This is a genomic window from Dyella sp. 05T440 (assembly GCF_056395965.1).
This window is the reverse complement of record NZ_JBFTKN010000002.1, coordinates 65,140-84,448: the sequence shown is the minus strand read 5'-3', so window position 1 is coordinate 84,448 and position 19,309 is coordinate 65,140. Positions and strand designations below refer to the sequence as shown.

The window sequence follows — 19,309 nt, the reverse complement described above, 5'->3', positions numbered from 1 at the left end:
GGGGGCAAGGCCTGCCTCCTTAGACAAGGATGAAGCATGAAGCCACGTCCGGCTCAGGAGGCGCTCCAGCAATATCCCGAGCGCGAGCACTCTCTGGTCAAACACACTATTCTCGAGGCTTATCTCGAGCGGCTCCTGATGATCGTTGGGCAATGGGCGCCCAAGATCGCCTACATCGATGGGTTTGCCGGTCCGTGGAAGTCCACTACAGCTGACCTATCCGACACGTCTCCAGGCATCGCCATTCGCACGATGGCCAATTGCCAGGACAATCTGCAGAAGAAGCTCGGCAAGCCCGTGCGGTTTCGGTCGATCTTTATGGAGACCGACAGCGAACGTGCCAATTTCCTCGACGGGCACGTGCAAACCGCGCCGGCTAACATCACCCGGCCTGAAGTGTGGTGCAAACCCTTCGAGTCCAGCATCGCAGACGTGCTGCATTGGCTGGAGCCTGATGAGTTTGCCTTCGTCTTCGTTGACCCGTTCGGTTGGAAGGGCATCATCGAGGCCGACAGCTTGGCACCGCTGCTGCGACGACCGAAGACCGAGCTGCTCATCAATGTCATGTGGAACTTCATCAATCTCGCCACTGGTCATCCTGAGCAGAAGGCCAATCTCGCGGCAGTATTTGGCAAGGATTGGGAATCCGCCCTGGTGGGCACCGAGGGAAGAAGCCGCGTCCTTATGCGGCGATACCGCGACCAGCTCGTCCAGGCCTGTGTCGGTGCTCACCGGCAGCGACTGCGCACCGCCATGTTGCCGGTTGAGTACGTCGACAAGGACAAGGTGATTTTCTACTTGGTGTATACCACCGCCAATCCGACCGGTTTGACGACCTTTCACCAGGAGGCCGAGGACGTGAACCGGACACAAGCCAGGCTGAAGCTGCAGTATCGCCTGGATACATTCGCCAAAAAAAAGGGGCAGCCCGATATTTTCTCGGCCGACGCCCATGAGCCCGAGCGGCAGGTGTCGTTGAACCAAGTCAAACAGCAGTGGATGGCACATTTTCCCAACGTTGGGAGTGAACTGCAGGTGGACGCCGCCGTCATGGCCGACCTCATCGAGCACAGCGACTTCCTGCTCTCGGAGTATCTGATGGGCATAGGCGAGCTTATCGAGGCGGGCGTCATCGAGAACACCCAGGCGAAAGGGCACCGGACCAAGTTCCCTGTCAACTTCAAGAAGAAAGGCGAGCTGCTTCGACGGCTAAAGTAACACGTAGTACCTCGGCGCCGACCTCAAACACCCATCAACCTAGGTCGGAAAGCAAAGGTTTTTCTGGTGGATTGGCAATCAGCGGTGATCCAGGTTCACTTCTATCGATGGACTTCCATTTGAGAAGTGAACCTGGCCTCGCTTTTTCGCTTAGTCAAAGTCGCGCGCTTACACCTGATATCAACAGCGCATAACTTGCGACGATAAGTACTAATTTGGCGTAATAGCAGAATGTGTGCGGGTAGTTTAGCCACTGCGGAGCGTCGTCAATCTCGTCATCGTCTGAACCGCCGTGCTTTTTTGCCTGATAGCTGCCGTATCCTCTCCACTCGATGCCACCGAATGCGTACTGCAAAAAGTCGCACAAGAGTGTGAGTACCAGACAAAACAGAGCCAAAACAAAGTCGTTCGGAATCACCGCGGTTTGAGTGTTGTTCTTGAATACCCACACGACGGCAATGCCGGCAAAGGCCAGCTGCCGGACAAGTTCGCTAGCCTTGCCCGTGAAGTAGTCAGCGTGTGCCCATGCTTGTTTTAGCTGCATCAGGAAGCCTTCGGACCGCCGCTGTTCCCGTTACCCTTACGCTTCCGGATAGGGGGCGCGGTTACGGTTTCAGCGTCGTCTTCGACAAAAAGAGCTAGCTCCATGTAGTCAAAGGTCTTTCCGGCACTCATGGAGGACTGCCGCGCAATCCGCGTTTCGGGCCCCCTGACCATCGCCTTCTTTGCTACGACCTTCTTTACTGCCGGCCGTTTGGTTGCAGTGACCTTCTTCGAAGCAACTTTCTTGGCAGTAACCTTCTTGGTAGCAACTTTCTTAGTGGCTGCCTTCTTTGCAGCAGGCTTTGCAGCGCGCTTGGCTATGGTTGTGGCTTTCTTCGCTACCCGCCTAGCCAGGGGCTTCTTTGCCGCAGCCTTTCTTGCCGCTGGCTTCCTCGCCAATGGTTTCAAAGCCGCCTTCTTTCTCGCTTTCTTGTTAGCCGCTTGCTTCGCAGCCCCCTGCTTCACAGCGGCGTTCTTCACCGCCGCCTTCCTAGCCGTCGCCATTCCCTGTCCCCCCCCTTTTTTAGACGTAACCACCCGGCACTCTCGCCGGCATCCAATCAAGATTGCCGCCATCTTGCAACTGCATCAGTCTCCGGCAGTCACTTCCAAAGAGACTCTTTTTTCTGCCGCACTACGCGGTAGCGCTTGAAGCTGGCTCGTGCCTTGAATACCTCAACATCCTTCGCATTTTCCCCGAGAGCACGCGCGATATCTGCTCTGGCCAACTTCGATTGATCACCAACTATGACACGCCGAAGCGGTAAGCCACTCTCATCATAGTTGACGTAGTAGTGCCCGTCGGGCGACCGGTCTGTTAATTCGCAATGCAACCTGCGCTCTTTCTCGTACGCCCAGTGCGCGTATTTAGTAAGAAGGATGTCTTCCATGAACTCGTGAGACACGGGACCATCGGGCCAGAGCAAGCGCCCCTCCCTGTACTTAACGCGCGCGAGATTGCTGGGCGGCACATCGAAGCCTAGACAAACGCCACGATGGCTTTCGGCGTAATGCGCCCATTGAACAGGGTTCTGCCAACTCTTGCTAAAAGAGACAACGCCCTTTGTAGCATTCATCTCTTTCTTCATCTTTTTCAGCGCTACGCGCCGATCAGGATTTGACAGCTCGGCCGCGAGGAATTCGAATGGATCGTTCAAATTGGCGATGCGCGAAAGCCGCAAATGGCGAAACTCGATGATCGCCAGGGCGGTTTCCGCTTTGGTGAAGTGATAGACGAGCATGAAGGTCCTTTTCAAGTGGCGGTGATGATTCGGAGGCCAAGGATGGCAGCCCAACCAAGAAGAATGGTGCAGAAGAACGGTGCAGGGACAATTTTCGGGAGACCAAATTGTCCCTGGCGCTTTTCGAGCCATCACTGGCACTCCCGGCGCCCATGCTTTCTCACCTGCGCGGGGTCCTGTTGCCCTAACTCGTCTAATCAACGAGAGGACGATAAGCGCGGACCACAGGCTTCGCCCTTTCGAGATCGTACCGCGCCTGAAGTGCCAGCCAGTAGAAAGCGGTGGTGTTGAAGGCGAGGGACAGGCGAATGGCGATCTTGGGGGTGATGGGGTGGGTGTCGGCGATGAAGGCTTTGATCTGATTGGAGGGGATGCCGGTGCGGCGAGCAAGTTGGGCGGGGTTGAGTGCGTGCGGTATCAGGTAGGCGTGCAGCAGGATGTCGCCGGGGGCTCGCAGGGGTTGCGAGGGGTCTACTTCCGAGTGCGGGGTGAGTTGGATCAGTTCCATGGGGGTTCCTCCCTGTCGGACACGGCCGCGCAGCGGATAGGCGCTTACAGCGCTCCGTGTCAGTGAATGCTTGGCGTCTTCGTCGGTGATCGCCCGAGTGCGGCGCATCGCCATGCCGGCCGATGCGCCCTAACGGCGATCATCGGAGGCGTGTGGTGTTCAATCGAGGCTCGTCACCGAGCAGGCGGGCGTACTGCTGCAGGCAGTGGATGGCCGTACCGAGGCTGGTCGTGACGGCCACCGGAAGCGGCCATGGCAGCGGTCTGCCGGGGAATCCCCGCGCCTGCGCGTGGCGGCATTGCTCGCTGTCGAGACGCAGACGCGAGAGGGCGAGCACCGCCAATGCGATGTCGCCGCGAGTGCTGTGACGCAGGGTTTCGGGTCGTGCCACAGACGTGGATGACGGGCTGCAAGGCGGAGCGGTGAGGGTGTCGTCAGGGGGAACGGACGAGCGAATGCGTACCGTATGATCGCGGATAGCCATGATCAACTCTCAATCAGTTGTTGATGGTTAGCGGGTCGTGGGTGTTAGCCGCACTCACGGCCCGCGCCTCATGACCTGGTGGTCATGGTCACTCGCGAGGCCGTGCAACACGACAGCGCGAATGACTGACTGACCCTAACAAGCAGGGTTGGCATCGTCTGTCAGGGATCGGCGAGATGGGTGTCCATCTGGGCGAAGCGATGCGTGACGGTGCAAGGCCGATCGAATGTCAGCAGCATCCCCTTAGATGACATGAAGGCAGTGCGCGCTCTCAGCGACGCGCACGCAGACCCATGAAATTGTCCCTGGCACTTTTTCGCATCGGGTGGTCCCTGAATCAGAAACCCCTGATCTGTCGGCTGGATGTCGGCCCACTATGGATGCGGCGCCCAGTGGTGTGTACTATACACATCATGCTCGCGGCAGGGACGCCATGGGCAGCAAAGAGCTAATAAAACTGCTCGAACGTGCCGGATTTAAGCTGATCGGTGTGAATGGAAGTCACCACAAGTATCGGAACAGCTCAAACGTTACGGTCATTGTCCCTCATCCAAAGAAAGACCTGCCGCCAGGGACTCTGGCAGCTATCAAGAAGCAAGCCGGCCTGTGATGGTCGGCGCGGAACTCTATTGCGCGATTTGCCCGAAGGACTTAGACCATGCGTTTTCCCATTGCAATCGAACACGGCGACGAGAAGCACGCTTTTGGCGTCGTTGTCCCGGATGTTCCGGGGGCGTTTAGCGCGGGCGACAATATCGACGATGCAATCACCAGCAGCGAAGAAGCGATTCTGATGGTGCTTGAGGATTACATCGAACGTGGTGAGGCGTTGCCGAAGCCATCCACCATAGAGTCATTGCGACGCCGCAAAGAGTTCAAGGGTTGGACGTGGGCGTTCGCCGATGTGGATCTGGCCAAGTTGAGCGGCAAAGCTGTCCGCATCAACATCACCATTCCGGAACGTCTGTTGGCATCCATTGATGCCTTTGCGCATGCAAAAGGCGAGTCGCGCAGCGGCTTTCTCGCTCGCGCGGCTGCGGAAGCGATGGCGGCCTGATCGCGGTCGCGGCGCGCGAAAAAGGGATCGAGAAGAATAGTGCCAGGGACAATTTTCGGGAGCCCAAATTGGCCCTGGCACCTTTTCGCCTGGCACCTTTTCTACCTCATTCCGTTTCCCAGTGAGGATTTGGCACCCAGGCACGCAACCTCAATGCGGTAGCGGAGGTTGATCCACAGGGTCTCTCGTTGCGTGGTACTCAGTCGTCAGCCACATCAAACCCATGCCGGTGTTTTGCAGCGACAAGGACCACGTCTGGGTCCAGCCTCCGTTCGTGATGCTGACGATGGCCGAGTCACCGACCCTGTAGCCGCTCGTCCCCGGTGTCCAGGGAGGGGGTGGCATGATCGGCGCGTCCATGGCGGCGACGCTGCCTTTGGTTGTGACCTGATGCACGACCTGGACGTGGATGCTGGCACCGAGGCTGTCGCTTGAGAGGTTTGCTGGAGAGCCAACGCGATCGCCGGTGCGAGTGATTGCCTCAGTAAGCCATGCGCGGATCTGGTCGTATTCGGGCGATCCACGCGGAACATCGAACGTGTTGACGACCTTTCCATAGGAGACGACGTTGGAACTGGCAGGCGTGACCTGCGCTTTTAATGCAGTGATCGTTCCAAGGCAGGCTAAGCCTATAAGAATGACCTTCCTCATCTTCATCAAACGTTCTCCTTGTCCAATGGTTGAGAGCACGCCCGAGGTATCGCCGTGACATCGCCAGCTGTGTTTGAACAACCAGAAACGAAACGGTATGGGCCCGCGGATTCATCGCGATGCTCGGGGGACTTGGATGGCGAACGTCTAATGGGGAGGGCGAGGCACCTCGAGCGATCGGACAATCAATCGCTGTTGGGCTCGTGGTCAATCGCAACCTTCGATTTTCTGCGTAGGTCGTGCGATCGATCGGTGTAAGTGGTCGGCGCTACTTATTTATGTTGATACGCCAACCGACGATTTCGGGGCTCGAGAAATGGTGCCAGGGACCATTTGTCACCGATTCTTTTGGGCAGGCACCCGTGCCCCAAGCCACCAGCCCAGCGCCATGCTGCCCACAAGCACAAGCACCGACGCGTAGCCGCCACTCAACGACGCCAACGCAGGCCCCGGGCAGTAACCGGCGATGCCCCAGCCCATGCCAAACAGCAGCGCGCCAATGACCAGGCGTTTGTCGAAGCGTGTTGCATCAGGCACGTGGAACGCATCGTCGAACCAGGGCCTCGGACCGCTCCACACCCAGCGGTAACCAATGGCCGTTGTAAGCACGGCGCCCAACATCACAAACAGAAGACGGGGATTCCAGGCGCCGGCGATGTCCAGGAATCCAAGCACGACGGCAGGGGAGGTCATGCCTCCCAGGCTGAGACCCAGGCCGAACAGCAGGCCGGCCAGCAACGCGATGCCAAGCTTCATGCGCCCAGGCCTCCCAGCAGATGTCGTATGACGAAGACGGTTGCCATGCCGGCGGCCACGAAAAGTGCCGTGGCCAGCAACGAACGTCGTGACAGTCGGGCGACGCCGCACACGCCATGACCGCTGGTGCAGCCACTTCCAAGCCGGGTGCCCAAGCCAACCAGCAAGCCCGCTGTCGCCATCCAGGGGCACGAGACCACGGGCGCGCCGATGGCGCTCTCGCCTTGCCACAGAAATAGCAGCCAGGGCGCCGCAATGAGGCCGATCAGGAAAACGATGCGCCATCCCCGGTCCCGCGCACCCGTCAGCAGGCTGCTGGCGATGCCGCTGATGCCGGCAATGCGACCCATCGACGCCATCAGCAAGACCGCGGCAAGCCCGATCATGACGCCGCCAATCAACGAAGAGATCCAGGGGTGCATATCGGCACCGATCTTGGCGATTGCGATGGATCGAATATAGGCCCCGAGGGTTTCGGAATGCTAGTCGTCGACGTTTGGTTGGAAGGGCGAGTCAGGCTCTCTTCTCAACCAACGCCAAATGGGACCCGACTCGGTTCGCAGGGTAGGGCGGCTTCCACGCCAAGAAGTGCACGCCGCCCCTGTTTCGCGAAGCAGCTCCATCAAGGTGAAGCGTCAGCCTTGGCCGTCTCACCACCACACCCAACTGCAGGTGTCGTCTCGTCCGGCTTCACCGGCACCGACATCAGCGTGCCCCGCAAGGTGCGCAGCAACATGCGGCCGCACTCTTGGGCAAGCGGTTGGCCGCGCTCCATGCGCTCTTCATGGCCTTCCATATACCTGACCGTCTCATACGGTTGCTGGCTTTTTGCTTTGGAGGCATCGGCAATGGCGATGTCCAGGGATGTCGCGAGCAGTTCGGCGCTTGCTTCGATGAGCGGGGCGCCCTGGTTCTGCATCCAATAGGACTGTATGTCCTGTTCCGGCCGGGCGGAGGCTATGACGCGAATGGTGTTGATGTATGACGCCTTCTTGCGTTCGTTGGGCGCATAGATCTCCACCACGTCGTCCAGGACCAGCGTGGTCTGGTCCTGCGTCATCGCGTACTCCGGCGTGACGCGCACCCACCAGCCCTGGTGGTTGTCTTGTTTTTCGCGCACGGCCTCTCTGCCGGCGCCGACGGTGGCGAGCGACGCGCTGCGCCCCAGCAACGTGCCGGTGAGGAAGTTCTGGAGAACGGGCTGGTACGGATCGAGCACCTTGTCGGCGTCTTGCTGAATTTTTGTCTTCTTGGAATTGCGGCTCGACTTTTCGATGGCGGCGTGGGTCAACACGGCCGCGAGCAGACCCACCGCGCTGGGCGCGGGATACAACATGGCGCCGGCGGACGTGCCGGAACGATCGAAGTTGGCGACGCCGCTGAAGGACACCCTGGTATCCACCGGCACATCAAGCGACCAGTGCAGTTCAGCGGCTGCCGGAACATTGGCAACCGGCTTCTCGGTCGCCACCGAGGTGCGTGCAAACGTGCAGGATGCAATGGCTAGCATGGTCGCGGCGACCATCAATGCAGAACGGTTCATTCCCCTCTCCCTGGGCGTAGGTCCAGTGCTCGATCGGAACCGGCGACGGATGCCGCCGGTTCACTATGGTTTGCCGATCAACCCTTGAACGGCGCGAGGAACTGGTCCTTGCCCTTTTCCAGTGCCTGGAAATAGGCATTGGTCAGGCCGGGGAACGACGGCGGCTCATCCCACTTGCCATCGGACGCAATGCGAATGCCCACCGGCGAGTACCACTCGTAGGCGTTGGTGGCGAGGTTCACCTCGTAGCCCAGTCCGGTCACCACGCCCATCGGCTCGCTGGTGGGGATGTAGGCAGAGTAGGGACGCTCAAAGCCAACCTGCTGGATGTCGATGACAACCAGGTGATCGACCGAGTACTTCGCGCGCAGCGACGTGAAGTCCTTCTTTGCAAGATCGGGTCCGCTGGTCTTGGCGCTGGGAAGCTTGGACACGTCGATGTCTTCATTGATGACGACGGCATTGATGCCACGCTTGCGCAGAAGACTGCCAACGTCTTCCTTCAGTTTGGAAAGCCCTTCTTCGGGCAGCGAGTGCGAATAAGTGGTGAGCTTGGAATTGGCCATCGACGCGGCGGCCATGCATAGCAGGCAGCCAGCGCCCGGCGTATAGACGTCCGATTTGGGCAGCGTCGTCATGATGACGCCGACCTTCTGCGCATTCGCATTCTGCGCGTCAGGAGAAAACGCGATAGGCCGCTGCGGCGCTGCCGCACACCCAGTCAACAAGGCAGCCGCGGCTGCCAGAACGACTCCGATACGAAACTGCATGTGTTGCTCCCTGTGGTTGTCGGACGGTATGGACATGTTCTGGGCGACGCGCCCGTGACTACGCTGCGCGAACGTATGGGGTTCGCGCGAGCCAGCCATCGGCTCAGTGTGCGGAATGGGATCGGGTGCGCGCGTCAGGTGATCGCAGCGCAGGGCGTCGGACACGATCTCGCTGGATCCATGCGCACACGATCGCGACAACCGGAACGGTCGCCTTGCGGAACGAAGATGCGTTGGTCGAGATATCTGGCGATCGCGCGCAATCGCGCTGCCGCAAAATGCGGTCGCAAATTGTTTTTCATAAATCCCCCTGAGCTAAAAGCTAGCATGGCGATTTACGACTCGCTAGAGTTCGCGGGGGGATTTTTGCAATCGTTCTTGTCGTAATAAGTTGCGATACGGGCGATGGTCGCCTCTGCTCCATGGGAGCGTGTGGCGATTCTCGTCATTAGAGTGGCTAAGATTGTCCGGCGCGCTTTAGTCGTGCCGAAAAGGGGGAATATGAAAAAGGTCTTTCAGATCCTTGGCGGGATCTTTTTGGCGTTGCTTTTGATCATCGCCGTGATGGTCGGTATCGGCGTCTATCAAGGGACTCGCCTGGACTCGTCCAGCAAGGCTTATGTCGAGACGAACGTGAAGCCTGTGGTTGCGACCTGGTCGAAAGACGAGCTTCTGAAGCGCTCCTCACCACAACTGATGGCGATTCTGGCCAAGGATCCCGACCAGGTGGATCGACTGTTCGCAAAGCTCTCCAAACTCGGCGCACTGAAGAGCCTGGGCGAGCCGAAGGGGCAGTCGCTTGTCGCGGTCAATATCGGTAGTGGCAAGGCAGTCAGTGCGTCCTACACGGAATCGGGCGAATTTGAGAACGGTCACGCCGAGCTCAATATTCGACTGATCCAAATTGACGGCCAATGGCGCTTCCTCACGTTCTACGTGAACTCGCCAATCTTGCTCCAGTAGCTTTGGAAAATCGGGCTTGGAGAGGAGCCCATTTTCGAGAAAGGGCGGGCGCAGCGTTAGTTGCGTGCGTATCGCAGGCTTTCAAACACCAGGAGGGTGCGGTGAAAGAAAATCGCTCGGTACGTAGCCAGTTCAACCTGAGCGGACTCGCTGGTTTTCTCGGGTTCTGCATCATCCTGGGTGTCCTGATTTCGTTTCATTCTCGAAATATCGACAGGGTCAGTGCGTTTGTCTTTCTCGGTTTTCGTTTTGCGACCGGAATCATGTTGATGTGGATGATCTGGTCCTCACGTCTCCGCGGTGGGGCGAAAGGCCGCAGCATGCCTCGCTGGTACCGAAAATGGTTTCTCGGCGAGGATGACCAATCACCGCGATAAACAGCGGCGCCCGATGCCGACCCATATCGGTCATGGCTGCGCTGGCAAGCCGGATGGCGGTCAGGCGACGCGGATCTCAGAGTTAGCCATCCAAACGGAGTATTTGATCGCCATTGAACTTCGATAACATGCAAAGGGGCGGGCACGTTAGGGGCGGCCTGCCAAAGGGGAATCCACCAGCCATGCATCCCGGGGCACACCCGTGCGGCGGCCCGTTCGCATGCGTGACAGGTGGAATGCTGGAATCGTCTTGTCAACTCAACAGGGGAGCTCGATCGTGATGAAGAAGGTATTAGGGACGTTCGCGACTGCGGCTTGCATGCTTGTTCTCGCTGGTTGCTCGGCCACGCCGACCAAGCCGGCAGACTCGGCACCGAGCATCGTCTACAACAAGCCGGAAACGGCGGTCCAGAAGGCAGCTGTTGATGCGCTGGTAGCCAACGGTTTCGTGGTCAGCCGATCCGATGCGGAGTACGTCGAAGGTGCGCGGCCGCACAAGGTGGGCCTCGTAGTCGGCTCTGGCGGTGAATCCGCGGGCGTCTGGCTCTCGTCGCTAGGCAGCGATAAGACCGCAGTGAAGGTCAGCACGGCCAAGTCGTTTGCCGGCATGGCAGGCCAGAAGAGCTGGGACAAGGAAATCATTGCCGAGATGGATAAGAGCATCGGTTCGCATCAATAACCGCATTGGACGAAACGGTGCGAGGAAGATCATGAAGAACTTAGTGTGGATGGTCTTCCTCGCATCCGGCCTGTGCGGTTGCATGGCGACGACGGGAAACTATCGATCGTTGAACCAAGGCAGCCCCGCCCGGCCGCCTGATTGCGAAGTCGCGGTGTTCAAGGACCAGCATCCAACCAGGCCGTACGTGGCGATCTCGCAACTGAATGTGCATCTCGAGAAGACCTTCTTCGCACCTTCCGACTTTGCATCGGCAAAAGGCGAACTGCGAAAGCAGGCCTGCCTGTCGGGCGCCGATGGCGTCATCGACATACAAGAGAAGAACTCCAGCTACTTGGAGACGCGCATGTACAACCTGTCTGCCACGGGGATCAAGTTCACCGATCGTGGCTCTGCGCCATAGAGAGTTTCGTGACGAGAACTTCGGCGGGAGGCGGAAAAGGTCGGATCAGCGCCTTAGGCGCCGGATGGGGGATCGGTGCGCGAGATCGTAGCGAACGTCGTAGGTCCAGCGGCTAGATTCATCGTCAGGGTGATCATCTGGGACTTCGTGCTTTCTCAACTGGGGCGCGTTGTCTTGCTTACGGTCACTTTCGGCCGATATCCGACCAAGAAGGACTGCGAGCAAGTCCGGGGCCGAATTCAATGGGCGGGTATGGCGGCGCTTGTAATTTCGTGGGCGGTGATCGCTGTCTTCAATAACCTTCGTGGCTAGACACTTCATTGGGTTAGTTGCTGACCCGAAGCGGACCTGGTGGAGCGACGCAGCTTGAACGTTATCGCGATGTATCGGGCGCTGGCCCCTGAGGAGGAGGAACTCCTGAGGTGGCTGTTGATCCACGGTATCGAGTCAGCCAAGACTTATTTGCCGCAGGTCGATCTGGTGAGAGTCTCACCTCGAAAGTGCCCATGCGGTTGCGCAAGCTTCGACCTGGTCATCCCCGGAAAGCCTCCGGCAAAAGGGGGTATGGGGATACTCGCGGATTTCGTATTCGGAGAGGGTGGCGAACGAAGCGGCATTTTTGTTTTTGAGCGCGGAGGGACGCTTGCCGGAGTCGAGCTATGCGGCTATTCGGGGGATGCGCCAAAGTCACTACCGGCAGTGGAAGCGCTTAGGCCGTGCTGAGGTCAGCGCCCAGCCCGATGCGGACCTCCAATACCGGGCCATTGACAGGTCATCGAAGACCTTTCGTATCCCGACTATCTCTCTGCTTGGGTGCTTGTCGTTCTGAACTATCGAAGATCCGAGCGAAGGTCGCGGACGCCACGACCCAGACGCTGGCGTAAAAGAGTGCGCAGTGTCGCCCCATCCTCATACCCAACTTCAGATGCAATGGCTTCCAGATCGAGGTTGCTGCCATGAATCAGCGAGCGAGCGCGTTCGACCCTAAGATCCTGAAAATAAGAAAGCGGTGATTTTCCAAGAACGGCTTCGCACCGGCGCTGCAGCGTCCTCGTGCTGGTGGAGAGCGCATTGGCAGCATCTTGCAAAGAAAAGCCTTGCTTCAAATGGTCCCGGGCCCATCGCTCAAAACGGAGAATCAGTGGATCGGCTTGAGCGAGGTGATTGGGAATGATGTATGGGGCCTGCAACGAACGAATATCTGCCAGAAGATATCTCGATACAACGGAAGCAAGCTCGGGGCTCGTCTTACGTATCAGCCATAAAGCGAGGTCAAGGTGGCCCATGGCTGCGCCAGCAGTCACACCGATGTCGCACGGTACGAGCATTCGAGACTCGTCCAGCAAGACATTGGGGTACCGCTGACGGAACAAAGGGGCGAGCCACCAGGTGGTCGTCGCCTGTTGATGATCGAGCAGACCTGCATCGGCAAGCAGAAACGTGCCGATACAAGAGGCAGCCAGCTGGGCCCCTTGTGCATGCCATGACAGCAGCTGTGCCTTTGCCTTCTTTACATCCGGGCGTTCGAGAGCCGGGACCAGCAGCTCCGGAGTTCCGGTAGCAAGCGCCGGAATGATGACCCAGTCCGGTGCACGACCCGTCGGTATGGGAACTACAGGAATCGTCATCCCCTGTGCAGTGCGCACACGCTTCTTTACGCCGACCACGGAAAGCCCGAACGGAGTCTTTCCGCCTTGGGCGGCAGCAAAGCGGTTGGCCAGAGAAAGGGCGTCGAGCAGCACAGTCAATCCCGTGTCGAAGACGTCTTCAAGTGCGAGCACAAAAATGCGCATGGTGAGTGTGTTCCTGATCTTGCATCGGCGGCTAAGCGTCGTCATGAAGGGGCGCAGCTGCCGTCAGGGTAGTGCTGTGGCCACTCGCATACAACAAAGTGCCGTGGCGTGAATGACCCTAAAATTGTCATTTACGACCATATCTACATAGCGTGCTTGGGACTAATTTGGCGCCTCCCATCCAAGCGAACGAGGAAAGCAGCAATGAAAGTTTTTGCAATTGGTACGGGCACCAAGCCGCTGACCGATGAACTGCGCCAGAAGTACATGCCGCATGAAGTCCCTGCGACGCTGAAGCTTTATCTCGACGGCAAAATGGAGCAGTTCTGGTTTCGCGGTGATACGCCGGGTGTGGTTTTTCTGATGAGCGTTGAGTCGATCGACGAGGCAAAGGCGCTCATGGCAGCTCTTCCGCTCGCCGCGGACGGTATTCTGGTGTTTGAATTTATTCCGGTCGGACCACTGATGCCGCTTGGTCTTTTGATCAAGGGTATTTAGTCGTCCGCAAAAGAGGGGCGGAGGTGGTTGAATCGGGCCGGTTAGCCACCACCGTTCCGTTTTCTACGCACTCATGCGTAGTGAAGGACCTGTCGATGGCGGGTCCTTGATCCATCTCCTGGAGACCAGGGAGCGGACGTTTCCCTGAACATGACCGGGTTCACAAGAATCGACCAAGACTCGCCACATGAGCCGTAAGGTCACGCACCTGACATAAGCCATGACTAGGTTCCCCCGGGCCACACATCTACGGGGAACAACATGTCGCGCTTTGGCTCTTGGCTGTTTGCAGTCTGTGTCTTCGTGTCCGGTGCTTCGCTTGCCGGTACGGCTTGTCCGAATTTCTTTGTCGCGGGCAAGGCGCCTGCGTTGGACGCGTCGCTGTTGAGTCGTACGACGGAGGTTTGTCACACGGAGTACGTGTTGTTTGCGTCGGGTGTCACGAAGGGTCCGCTGTATTCTGCTGAGCATTTGACGGCGGCCCAGATCGCCGGGGCGAACTCGATCAGTCGTGATGGTTCCTGGCATCAGGAAACGGGCATCCCGGCGGCGGATCGCTCGCAGTCGTCCGACTATACGAACAGTGGTTACGACCGTGGGCACATGAGCCCGGCCGGCGATCCGTCGACGATCCCGTCGGAGGACGAAACGTTTTCCATGGCGAACGTGGTGCCGCAGCTGCACGTGTTGAATGCGGGCGAGTGGGAGAAGATCGAGGACTCCGTGCGCAATCTCGCGACCCAGCTGGGTGAGGTGTACGTGGTCACCGGTCCGGCGTTCGCTACGGATTCGATCCCGACGATCGGCAAGGACGCGGTTGCGGTGCCGGCCTATACGTGGAAGGCGGTGTACGAGCCGGGTGTGGGCGCGGCCGCGTTTCTGTGCACCAACGTCACCAATTACACCTGCGCCGTGGTTTCGCTGGACGACGTGAAGACCATGTCCGGCGTCGATCCGTTTCCCTCGCTGTCCGCGTCGATGAAGTCCAATCCGATTCACTTGACGCTGCCCTGATTCATCAGGCCAGGCAGTTGGACAGACCTGCGCGGGGCTGAGCCAGTGTGCTCGCCCCGCGTTTTTCTTTTGGCGCCGAAGTTAGCTTCAGTCTGAGAACTCGGCGCCTGCGCGGCGTTCCCGTCGCAGCGCGAGCTCGTCGTCCATGTGGTGCGGAAAGCTGACTTGGCTTGAGCCTCCCATCGCGCCGTGCCACGATTCCAGAGTGACCACCACCGCGCCAAGCCTCCACGACTTGGCCCGCCTGCGCCGCGTCCGCGACCGTATCGATCGCGAGTATGCGGAGCCAAGACCAGAGTCAGAGTCGATCTCTCACTCTGACCCTGTGTGGATATCGGGAGCGGCTACGTCTTAGGGGCGGAAATGTCGCCTCGCGGCACACACAACCATGATCCATCGCCATTGGATTCATTGTTGCATGAATATGTCTTGGCCATCGTCTGTTCCAGATCTTTGTAGAGCTTGTCTGAGAACAAATAAATCCCGCCCGCCACGAGCCTCTCGCCGATTCGGGAGTAATCGCAGTGATAGGCAACCTGTTCGGGCAGGTCACGAGCTCCGTAAAAGTTGTTAGTCGGGATCTTGTGCTGTATGGCGAAGAGGCCGATGGACTCGTAGTTGCGAATCCCCAGTGGTGTGGCGTGGTTGTCGCACTCCCAGCTGGGGAAAACAAGAATCGCCGTGTATTGCCCTGCTGGAACGCCTCGAAGCTTTTGGGCCTCCCCGCTCGCCATGGACATCTTGGTATTGAACGCAATGGGTTGAATGTCGACGATTTGAACGACAAGAAGCGCCGTGAGCAGCAAGGCGGCTCGTCGGATACCCAGGCGGGCCACACTGGCGGCGACGCCAAGCAACACAATCCAGAATCCCGCGATCCAGAACAACCGGCCGCTACCTCTGAGCCGACTCAAGATCGAGTCAATCATTGTGGGTACGGGAATGTGGTAGCCGAAATGACCTAGCGTTAGCGTGGTCGATAGCGCGAACAGACAAGAAATGACGATCACCAGCATGGCACCCCAAAAAGGAACTTTGGTGGATGACCGTTTCTTGCTGAAGCACGCGACGATGGCGAAGGTCGTGAGAAGGATGACCCCCAGTCCAAGATAGTCAAAGCCTTCAAGATATTGATATGACGTCGCGTCAGGCACCTTGAAAGAGTTGAGTCGGCCCAGGCCCAGCGACCCGATCGGACCCAGCGCGTTCATGGAGAAACCGCCGTATCCGCCACCCGACAGTGCGGTGGCTCCCATGAAGCCGAAGACATAAAGGCCAACGCCCGAAGTAATGGCCACGCTGCTGATCCGCACTGCAGCATCGAACCATCCGATGCGACGGAACTGTGCTGCAATGATGATGGCGTTGTTTAGGGCAACCATGAAGGCTAGATACGGGTTGAGCCCTGTTGCCAGAAGCATTACAGCGCAGTTTTCGATGATAGAGCGGCGGGGCGACACCTCGCCGGCGCGCAGGGCGACCCAAATAGAAAGCACGAGCACCCACTGTGACGATAGTGCAGCGTGATATTGAAACCTGAAGAAGGTGAACGGGATCGTTGCAATGAGCAATCCACCAATCACGGCAGCATAGGTGCGCCACCGGGAATCCACTTCACCTTGCAATTTCAATATTTGGACAACCGCGAAGTAGCCGAACATGCCTTGGAGAATCATGCATGCAAGAAAATAGCACCCGAAAAATTGCATGCCGCTCGGCAGTAGCCATGCGATCGGCTTGGACAGCAACAGAAGGACGGGCATTGGATCGAACATGGAGATGCTTATTGGCAACGGATAGCTAAGTCGATCCGTCGATAGCCAATGGGCGTGAGGGTCGCTCAGATACTGGGACCAGGCGACATAGAAATCGACCAAATCGCCAGAAATCCAATGGGTGTTGTGTATATCGAGGGGTGACGGGCCAAGAACGTAACGTGCCCAAGCCGCCGACAAGATGATAACGACCATCAAGGCCGGAAAATGAACGTGACTTTGAGTGATGCCATTCGATTTCAAACTCGGCCCCCGCGAGAGATTCTTAAATCGGTTTAGCAGCCCATGTTGCAGCTTTGGGTGCAGCAGGCTGTTGAGAAATTATCAGACAGTACAACAATCATGCCCATCATCAGTAGCCGATCATCAATTTCTTTAACGCGGCTACCAGAGCGGTGGGTTCGTGCCCGGACTTGAAGGCACTCTCCAATCCAGGTTTTCCGCGCCGACGTCAGCTTAAGTCTGTGAGCTCGGCGCCTGCGCGGCGCTGCCGTCGTAACGGGAGGTCGTCGTCCATTTTCCGCGGAAAGCTGGCTCGGCTTGAGCCTCCGATCTCGCCGTGCCACGATTCCAGAGTGACCACCACTGCGCCAAGCCTCCACGACCTGACCCGCCTGCGCCGCGTCCGCGACCGTATCGATCGCGAGTATGCGGAGCCGCTGGATGTCGAGGCTTTGGCGCGGGGCGTGCAGATGTCCGCCGGCCATCTAAGCCGGCAGTTTCGGGCGGCCTATGGCGAGTCGCCTTATGCGTATCTGATGACGCGGCGCATCGAGCGCGCGATGGCGTTGTTGCGGCGTGGGGATCTCAGCGTCACTGACGTTTGTTTCACGGTGGGTTGCGCGTCCTTGGGTACGTTCACCACGCGGTTCACGGAATTGGTGGGCATGCCGCCGGGTGTCTATAAGCGGCAGGAATCTCAGGCCACGGCAGGTATGCCGTCGTGCGTGGCCAAACAGGTGACGCGGCCGATCAGGAATCGAGAAGCGCCGGCCGCGGAGCCCGATCTAGACTGAGGCCATGGATTTCACCACCACTGAGAGGAACGCCATGGATATCTCCATACACTCGAGCTTTCTGCCGCAGAACGACCCGGACGCCGCCCTGGCTTTCTATCGCGACACGCTGGGCTTCGAGGTGCGCAACGACGTGGGTTACGGCGGCAAGCGCTGGATCACGGTGGGGCCGGCGGGGCAGCCGGGCATCAACGTGGTGTTGTATCCGCCGGAGGCCAGCCCCGGCATTACGGACGACGAACGCCGCACCATTGCCGAGATGATGGCCAAGGGCACGTTCGGCATCATTCTGTTGGCCACCAAGGATCTGACTGGCACGTTTGAGAAACTGCAGGCGAGCGACGCGGACATCGTGCAGGAGCCGACCGATCAGCCGTATGGCGTGCGCGACTGTGCGGTGCGTGATCCCGCCGGCAACATGATCCGTATCCAGCAACTGCGCTGAAACGCAGCCCATCCAACCATGAGCGGGAGGACGCCATGAATCCATCGGAACGCATCGACGCGCTGATCGGAGGCATCACGGATTGGCGTGGCAAAACGCTGGCCGACGTGCGCAAGGCCTTTCTCGATGCCGACAAGGAGATCGTGGAGGAATGGAAGTGGATGGGCAGCCCCACCTGGTATCGCGACGGCATCATCGCGGTGGCCAATGCGCACAAGGAGAAGGTGAAGATCACCTTCTCGCATGGCGCGAAACTTGATGACCCCGACCAGCTGTTCAACAACGGCCTGGGCGGCAGCACCTGGCGCGCGATTGATCTGCTCGAGGGCGACAAGGTCAACAAGACCGCCCTGAAGAAACTGGTGAAGGCGGCCATTGCCTATAACCAGTCCAAGGCGAAAAAGCCGGCATCGGCATCGGCATCGCGCAAGGCGCCTGCAAAAGTGGCCACCAAGGCTGGCAAGACAGCCCGCAAGACGGTTGCCAGGACAGCGGCCAAGAAGACCGTGAAGAAAGCCGCCAAAACCAAGGCGTAAGGACTATTCGTTGCCTGCCCTTGGCCTCGCGCGTCGCGAGGTCAGCTGCTGCTGGGTTTTTTCCAGGTCGAAGCGCCACTGCAAGGCCATCCAGTAGAACGCGGTGGGTTCGAGTGCGCAGGCCAGTCGTAGGGCGATTTCCGGCGTGATGCGCCGGGTGCCAAGGGTGATGCCCTTGAGATGGCTGGCCCGCACGCCGGTGCGTCGACCGAGTTGGGCGGCGCTGAGATCGCGCGGGAGCATGTAGTCGTGCAGCAGTACATCGCCGGGGCGGCGTAGCGGGGTGTCGGGATCCACATCCAGGCGCGGGTCCAGTTGGGTGAGGAACATAAGAGTTTTCCTGTCGGACACGGCGGCAGTGTGGCTAGGCGACTACAGCCATCCGTGTCGGTGAATATCGGGGGCTACTGTCAGCCAGCATCCGTGGAGACCGGCTGGCCTTTGCGTTCGGTACGCCGCGGGGAAGTTCGGCGGACGGATGACGCGTTCATTTCACTGTGCGATCGAGCAACCCTGCGTATTGGCGCAAATAGTGGATCGCCGCGCCGATGCCATCGTCGTAGACCGGGGTAAAACGGCCATCAGCTGGGCTCCATAGGCCATCCCCAGGTACTGCCTGTGCACGCAGGTTCCGTTATCGGCAAGGAGGTCGGCGAGGGTATCGGCCACCTGCGCGATGCCGTCTTGCTTGGTGTGTGTGCACTGCATGGGCCCCCTCGCGTACGCGACGTGGAGGCATGAGGGAGGGGCCGTAGGAGGGGGCCATCCATGGCAAAGAACGAGCGGATGAGTGCCGTATGATCCGGCGCAGCCATGATCAACTTCCTGTCTTAGTTGTTGATGGTGAGCGGGTCGTCATGGGTGCCAGCCCATGCGACCCGCGTTACTCGCGGCAGGTTTGCCGTGGCCGCTCGCGCCTACCGATCAGGCACCACGCGTAGCGGCGTATGGCAACGTAACAAAGTGGGTTACGGCAGGCTGTCGGGCTTCATCGCGGACACGTGTTTGATATAGGTGACACATGGCGAAGTTCGCTGCC

25 protein-coding genes are annotated in these 19,309 nt (G+C 58.9%); 12 read left to right on the top strand and 13 right to left on the bottom strand.

The window, feature by feature from the left end; all coding sequences use genetic code 11:
- Positions 1 to 36 precede the first annotated feature (36 nt).
- Positions 37 to 1,218, top strand: coding sequence for a three-Cys-motif partner protein TcmP (tcmP, locus tag AC1DE1_RS02140; protein ID WP_477175660.1), 1,182 nt, complete (start codon positions 37 to 39; stop codon positions 1,216 to 1,218).
- 154 nt (positions 1,219 to 1,372) lie between these two features.
- On the opposite strand, the gene AC1DE1_RS02135 is transcribed toward tcmP, so the two are convergent.
- From AC1DE1_RS02135 to AC1DE1_RS02115, 5 genes are all read right to left on the bottom strand, one after another.
- Positions 1,373 to 1,762 carry a hypothetical protein gene (locus AC1DE1_RS02135; protein ID WP_477178882.1) on the bottom strand — a complete coding sequence of 130 codons (390 nt, stop codon included), beginning with the start codon at positions 1,760 to 1,762 and terminating at the stop codon, positions 1,373 to 1,375.
- On the bottom strand, positions 1,762 to 2,265 hold the full coding sequence (locus AC1DE1_RS02130; RefSeq protein ID WP_477178881.1) for a histone H1-like repetitive region-containing protein: 504 nt from the start codon (positions 2,263 to 2,265) through the stop codon (positions 1,762 to 1,764). The genes AC1DE1_RS02135 and AC1DE1_RS02130 overlap by 1 nt, the downstream gene beginning before the upstream one ends.
- Positions 2,266 to 2,363: 98 nt before the next feature.
- Positions 2,364 to 3,002 (bottom strand): DUF2971 domain-containing protein, encoded by a 639-nt coding sequence (locus AC1DE1_RS02125; RefSeq protein WP_477178880.1) that lies wholly within the window; start codon positions 3,000 to 3,002, stop codon positions 2,364 to 2,366.
- A gap of 193 nt (positions 3,003 to 3,195) precedes the next feature.
- A complete protein-coding gene (locus AC1DE1_RS02120; RefSeq protein WP_477178879.1) occupies positions 3,196 to 3,510 on the bottom strand; it encodes a HigA family addiction module antitoxin in 315 nt (104 codons plus the stop codon).
- 139 nt (positions 3,511 to 3,649) lie between these two features.
- Entirely contained in the window at positions 3,650 to 3,994 is a 345-nt protein-coding gene (locus AC1DE1_RS02115) for a hypothetical protein (protein ID WP_477178878.1), read from the bottom strand.
- Positions 3,995 to 4,427: 433 nt separating this feature from the next.
- Here AC1DE1_RS02115 and AC1DE1_RS02110 point away from each other — a divergent pair, with 433 nt between their 5' ends.
- Both AC1DE1_RS02110 and AC1DE1_RS02105 read left to right on the top strand, forming a co-directional pair.
- Positions 4,428 to 4,604, top strand: a complete 177-nt coding sequence (locus AC1DE1_RS02110; RefSeq protein ID WP_477178877.1) for a type II toxin-antitoxin system HicA family toxin — start codon at positions 4,428 to 4,430, stop codon at positions 4,602 to 4,604.
- A gap of 48 nt (positions 4,605 to 4,652) precedes the next feature.
- Positions 4,653 to 5,051, top strand: a complete 399-nt coding sequence (locus AC1DE1_RS02105; RefSeq protein ID WP_477178876.1) for a type II toxin-antitoxin system HicB family antitoxin — start codon at positions 4,653 to 4,655, stop codon at positions 5,049 to 5,051.
- A 150-nt stretch (positions 5,052 to 5,201) separates the two neighbouring features.
- Here AC1DE1_RS02105 and AC1DE1_RS02100 read toward each other — a convergent pair whose 3' ends face one another.
- The 5 genes from AC1DE1_RS02100 to AC1DE1_RS02080 form a co-directional block, all read right to left on the bottom strand.
- Positions 5,202 to 5,708, bottom strand: a complete 507-nt coding sequence (locus AC1DE1_RS02100) for a hypothetical protein (RefSeq protein WP_477178875.1) — start codon at positions 5,706 to 5,708, stop codon at positions 5,202 to 5,204.
- A gap of 330 nt (positions 5,709 to 6,038) precedes the next feature.
- Positions 6,039 to 6,458, bottom strand: coding sequence for a DUF6691 family protein (locus AC1DE1_RS02095; protein ID WP_477178874.1), 420 nt, complete (start codon positions 6,456 to 6,458; stop codon positions 6,039 to 6,041).
- Entirely contained in the window at positions 6,455 to 6,880 is a 426-nt protein-coding gene (locus AC1DE1_RS02090; RefSeq protein WP_477178873.1) for a YeeE/YedE family protein, read from the bottom strand. The genes AC1DE1_RS02095 and AC1DE1_RS02090 overlap by 4 nt, the downstream gene beginning before the upstream one ends.
- Before the next feature lie 200 nt (positions 6,881 to 7,080).
- Positions 7,081 to 7,983, bottom strand: coding sequence for a hypothetical protein (locus AC1DE1_RS02085; protein ID WP_477178872.1), 903 nt, complete (start codon positions 7,981 to 7,983; stop codon positions 7,081 to 7,083).
- 95 nt (positions 7,984 to 8,078) lie between these two features.
- On the bottom strand, positions 8,079 to 8,771 hold the full coding sequence (locus tag AC1DE1_RS02080) for a hypothetical protein (protein WP_477178871.1): 693 nt from the start codon (positions 8,769 to 8,771) through the stop codon (positions 8,079 to 8,081).
- A 501-nt stretch (positions 8,772 to 9,272) separates the two neighbouring features.
- Here AC1DE1_RS02080 and AC1DE1_RS02075 point away from each other — a divergent pair.
- The 4 genes from AC1DE1_RS02075 (at position 9,273) to AC1DE1_RS02060 (ending at position 11,193) form a co-directional block, all read left to right on the top strand.
- The gene (locus AC1DE1_RS02075; RefSeq protein ID WP_441611238.1) at positions 9,273 to 9,734 is read left to right on the top strand and encodes an MCP four helix bundle domain-containing protein; all 462 of its coding nucleotides are present in this window, start codon (positions 9,273 to 9,275) and stop codon (positions 9,732 to 9,734) included.
- Positions 9,735 to 9,835: 101 nt separating this feature from the next.
- The gene (locus AC1DE1_RS02070; RefSeq protein ID WP_477178870.1) at positions 9,836 to 10,111 is read left to right on the top strand and encodes a hypothetical protein; all 276 of its coding nucleotides are present in this window, start codon (positions 9,836 to 9,838) and stop codon (positions 10,109 to 10,111) included.
- A 319-nt stretch (positions 10,112 to 10,430) separates the two neighbouring features.
- Positions 10,431 to 10,790 carry a hypothetical protein gene (locus AC1DE1_RS02065; protein ID WP_441611236.1) on the top strand — a complete coding sequence of 120 codons (360 nt, stop codon included), beginning with the start codon at positions 10,431 to 10,433 and terminating at the stop codon, positions 10,788 to 10,790.
- Positions 10,791 to 10,821: 31 nt separating this feature from the next.
- Complete coding sequence (locus AC1DE1_RS02060) at positions 10,822 to 11,193, top strand: hypothetical protein (protein WP_477178869.1); 372 nt, start codon at positions 10,822 to 10,824, stop codon at positions 11,191 to 11,193.
- Between the two features lie 830 nt (positions 11,194 to 12,023).
- Here AC1DE1_RS02060 and AC1DE1_RS02055 read toward each other — a convergent pair.
- Positions 12,024 to 12,986, bottom strand: a complete 963-nt coding sequence (locus AC1DE1_RS02055; protein ID WP_477178868.1) for a GlxA family transcriptional regulator — start codon at positions 12,984 to 12,986, stop codon at positions 12,024 to 12,026.
- A 204-nt stretch (positions 12,987 to 13,190) separates the two neighbouring features.
- On the opposite strand from AC1DE1_RS02055, the gene AC1DE1_RS02050 reads away from it, so the two are divergent.
- Positions 13,191 to 13,484, top strand: coding sequence for a hypothetical protein (locus AC1DE1_RS02050; RefSeq protein WP_477177214.1), 294 nt, complete (start codon positions 13,191 to 13,193; stop codon positions 13,482 to 13,484).
- 261 nt (positions 13,485 to 13,745) lie between these two features.
- Positions 13,746 to 14,498 (top strand): DNA/RNA non-specific endonuclease, encoded by a 753-nt coding sequence (locus AC1DE1_RS02045; RefSeq protein ID WP_477178867.1) that lies wholly within the window; start codon positions 13,746 to 13,748, stop codon positions 14,496 to 14,498.
- 344 nt (positions 14,499 to 14,842) lie between these two features.
- Here the strand turns inward: AC1DE1_RS02045 and AC1DE1_RS02040 are convergent, their stop codons facing one another.
- The gene (locus AC1DE1_RS02040; protein WP_477177212.1) at positions 14,843 to 16,516 is read right to left on the bottom strand and encodes a DUF6311 domain-containing protein; all 1,674 of its coding nucleotides are present in this window, start codon (positions 16,514 to 16,516) and stop codon (positions 14,843 to 14,845) included.
- 332 nt (positions 16,517 to 16,848) lie between these two features.
- Between AC1DE1_RS02040 and AC1DE1_RS02035 the strand changes: the two genes are divergently transcribed.
- Genes AC1DE1_RS02035 through AC1DE1_RS02025 form a run of 3 tightly spaced genes read left to right on the top strand, consistent with a single transcriptional unit; the run spans position 16,849 to position 18,270 of the window.
- Positions 16,849 to 17,289 carry a helix-turn-helix transcriptional regulator gene (locus AC1DE1_RS02035; RefSeq protein WP_477177211.1) on the top strand — a complete coding sequence of 147 codons (441 nt, stop codon included), beginning with the start codon at positions 16,849 to 16,851 and terminating at the stop codon, positions 17,287 to 17,289.
- 34 nt (positions 17,290 to 17,323) lie between these two features.
- Positions 17,324 to 17,734: a VOC family protein gene (locus AC1DE1_RS02030; protein WP_477177210.1), complete on the top strand. Its 411-nt coding sequence runs from the start codon at positions 17,324 to 17,326 to the stop codon at positions 17,732 to 17,734.
- A gap of 35 nt (positions 17,735 to 17,769) precedes the next feature.
- Positions 17,770 to 18,270 (top strand): DUF1801 domain-containing protein, encoded by a 501-nt coding sequence (locus AC1DE1_RS02025; RefSeq protein ID WP_477177209.1) that lies wholly within the window; start codon positions 17,770 to 17,772, stop codon positions 18,268 to 18,270.
- 3 nt (positions 18,271 to 18,273) lie between these two features.
- Here the strand turns inward: AC1DE1_RS02025 and AC1DE1_RS02020 are convergent, their stop codons facing one another.
- Complete coding sequence (locus tag AC1DE1_RS02020) at positions 18,274 to 18,600, bottom strand: HigA family addiction module antitoxin (RefSeq protein ID WP_477177208.1); 327 nt, start codon at positions 18,598 to 18,600, stop codon at positions 18,274 to 18,276.
- Positions 18,601 to 19,309 lie beyond the last annotated feature (709 nt).

Excerpts from the sequence above, each read along its gene's own strand:
- AC1DE1_RS02090 (WP_477178873.1), bottom strand. The coding sequence starts at position 6,880 with ATGCACCCCTGGATCTCTTCGTTGATTGGCGGCGTCATGATCGGGCTT.
- AC1DE1_RS02020 (WP_477177208.1), bottom strand. The coding sequence starts at position 18,600 with ATGTTCCTCACCCAACTGGACCCGCGCCTGGATGTGGATCCCGACACC.
- AC1DE1_RS02055 (WP_477178868.1), bottom strand. The coding sequence starts at position 12,986 with ATGCGCATTTTTGTGCTCGCACTTGAAGACGTCTTCGACACGGGATTG.
- AC1DE1_RS02075 (WP_441611238.1), top strand. The coding sequence starts at position 9,273 with ATGAAAAAGGTCTTTCAGATCCTTGGCGGGATCTTTTTGGCGTTGCTT.
- AC1DE1_RS02060 (WP_477178869.1), top strand. The coding sequence starts at position 10,822 with ATGAAGAACTTAGTGTGGATGGTCTTCCTCGCATCCGGCCTGTGCGGT.
- AC1DE1_RS02110 (WP_477178877.1), top strand. The coding sequence starts at position 4,428 with ATGGGCAGCAAAGAGCTAATAAAACTGCTCGAACGTGCCGGATTTAAG.
- AC1DE1_RS02100 (WP_477178875.1), bottom strand. The coding sequence starts at position 5,708 with ATGAAGATGAGGAAGGTCATTCTTATAGGCTTAGCCTGCCTTGGAACG.
- AC1DE1_RS02050 (WP_477177214.1), top strand. The coding sequence starts at position 13,191 with ATGAAAGTTTTTGCAATTGGTACGGGCACCAAGCCGCTGACCGATGAA.
- AC1DE1_RS02085 (WP_477178872.1), bottom strand. The coding sequence starts at position 7,983 with ATGGTCGCCGCGACCATGCTAGCCATTGCATCCTGCACGTTTGCACGC.
- AC1DE1_RS02080 (WP_477178871.1), bottom strand. The coding sequence starts at position 8,771 with ATGCAGTTTCGTATCGGAGTCGTTCTGGCAGCCGCGGCTGCCTTGTTG.
- AC1DE1_RS02030 (WP_477177210.1), top strand. The coding sequence starts at position 17,324 with ATGGATATCTCCATACACTCGAGCTTTCTGCCGCAGAACGACCCGGAC.
- AC1DE1_RS02025 (WP_477177209.1), top strand. The coding sequence starts at position 17,770 with ATGAATCCATCGGAACGCATCGACGCGCTGATCGGAGGCATCACGGAT.
- AC1DE1_RS02105 (WP_477178876.1), top strand. The coding sequence starts at position 4,653 with ATGCGTTTTCCCATTGCAATCGAACACGGCGACGAGAAGCACGCTTTT.
- AC1DE1_RS02115 (WP_477178878.1), bottom strand. The coding sequence starts at position 3,994 with ATGGCTATCCGCGATCATACGGTACGCATTCGCTCGTCCGTTCCCCCT.
- AC1DE1_RS02125 (WP_477178880.1), bottom strand. The coding sequence starts at position 3,002 with ATGCTCGTCTATCACTTCACCAAAGCGGAAACCGCCCTGGCGATCATC.
- AC1DE1_RS02045 (WP_477178867.1), top strand. The coding sequence starts at position 13,746 with ATGTCGCGCTTTGGCTCTTGGCTGTTTGCAGTCTGTGTCTTCGTGTCC.
- AC1DE1_RS02130 (WP_477178881.1), bottom strand. The coding sequence starts at position 2,265 with ATGGCGACGGCTAGGAAGGCGGCGGTGAAGAACGCCGCTGTGAAGCAG.
- AC1DE1_RS02095 (WP_477178874.1), bottom strand. The coding sequence starts at position 6,458 with ATGAAGCTTGGCATCGCGTTGCTGGCCGGCCTGCTGTTCGGCCTGGGT.
- AC1DE1_RS02065 (WP_441611236.1), top strand. The coding sequence starts at position 10,431 with ATGCTTGTTCTCGCTGGTTGCTCGGCCACGCCGACCAAGCCGGCAGAC.
- tcmP (WP_477175660.1), top strand. The coding sequence starts at position 37 with ATGAAGCCACGTCCGGCTCAGGAGGCGCTCCAGCAATATCCCGAGCGC.
- AC1DE1_RS02135 (WP_477178882.1), bottom strand. The coding sequence starts at position 1,762 with ATGCAGCTAAAACAAGCATGGGCACACGCTGACTACTTCACGGGCAAG.
- AC1DE1_RS02120 (WP_477178879.1), bottom strand. The coding sequence starts at position 3,510 with ATGGAACTGATCCAACTCACCCCGCACTCGGAAGTAGACCCCTCGCAA.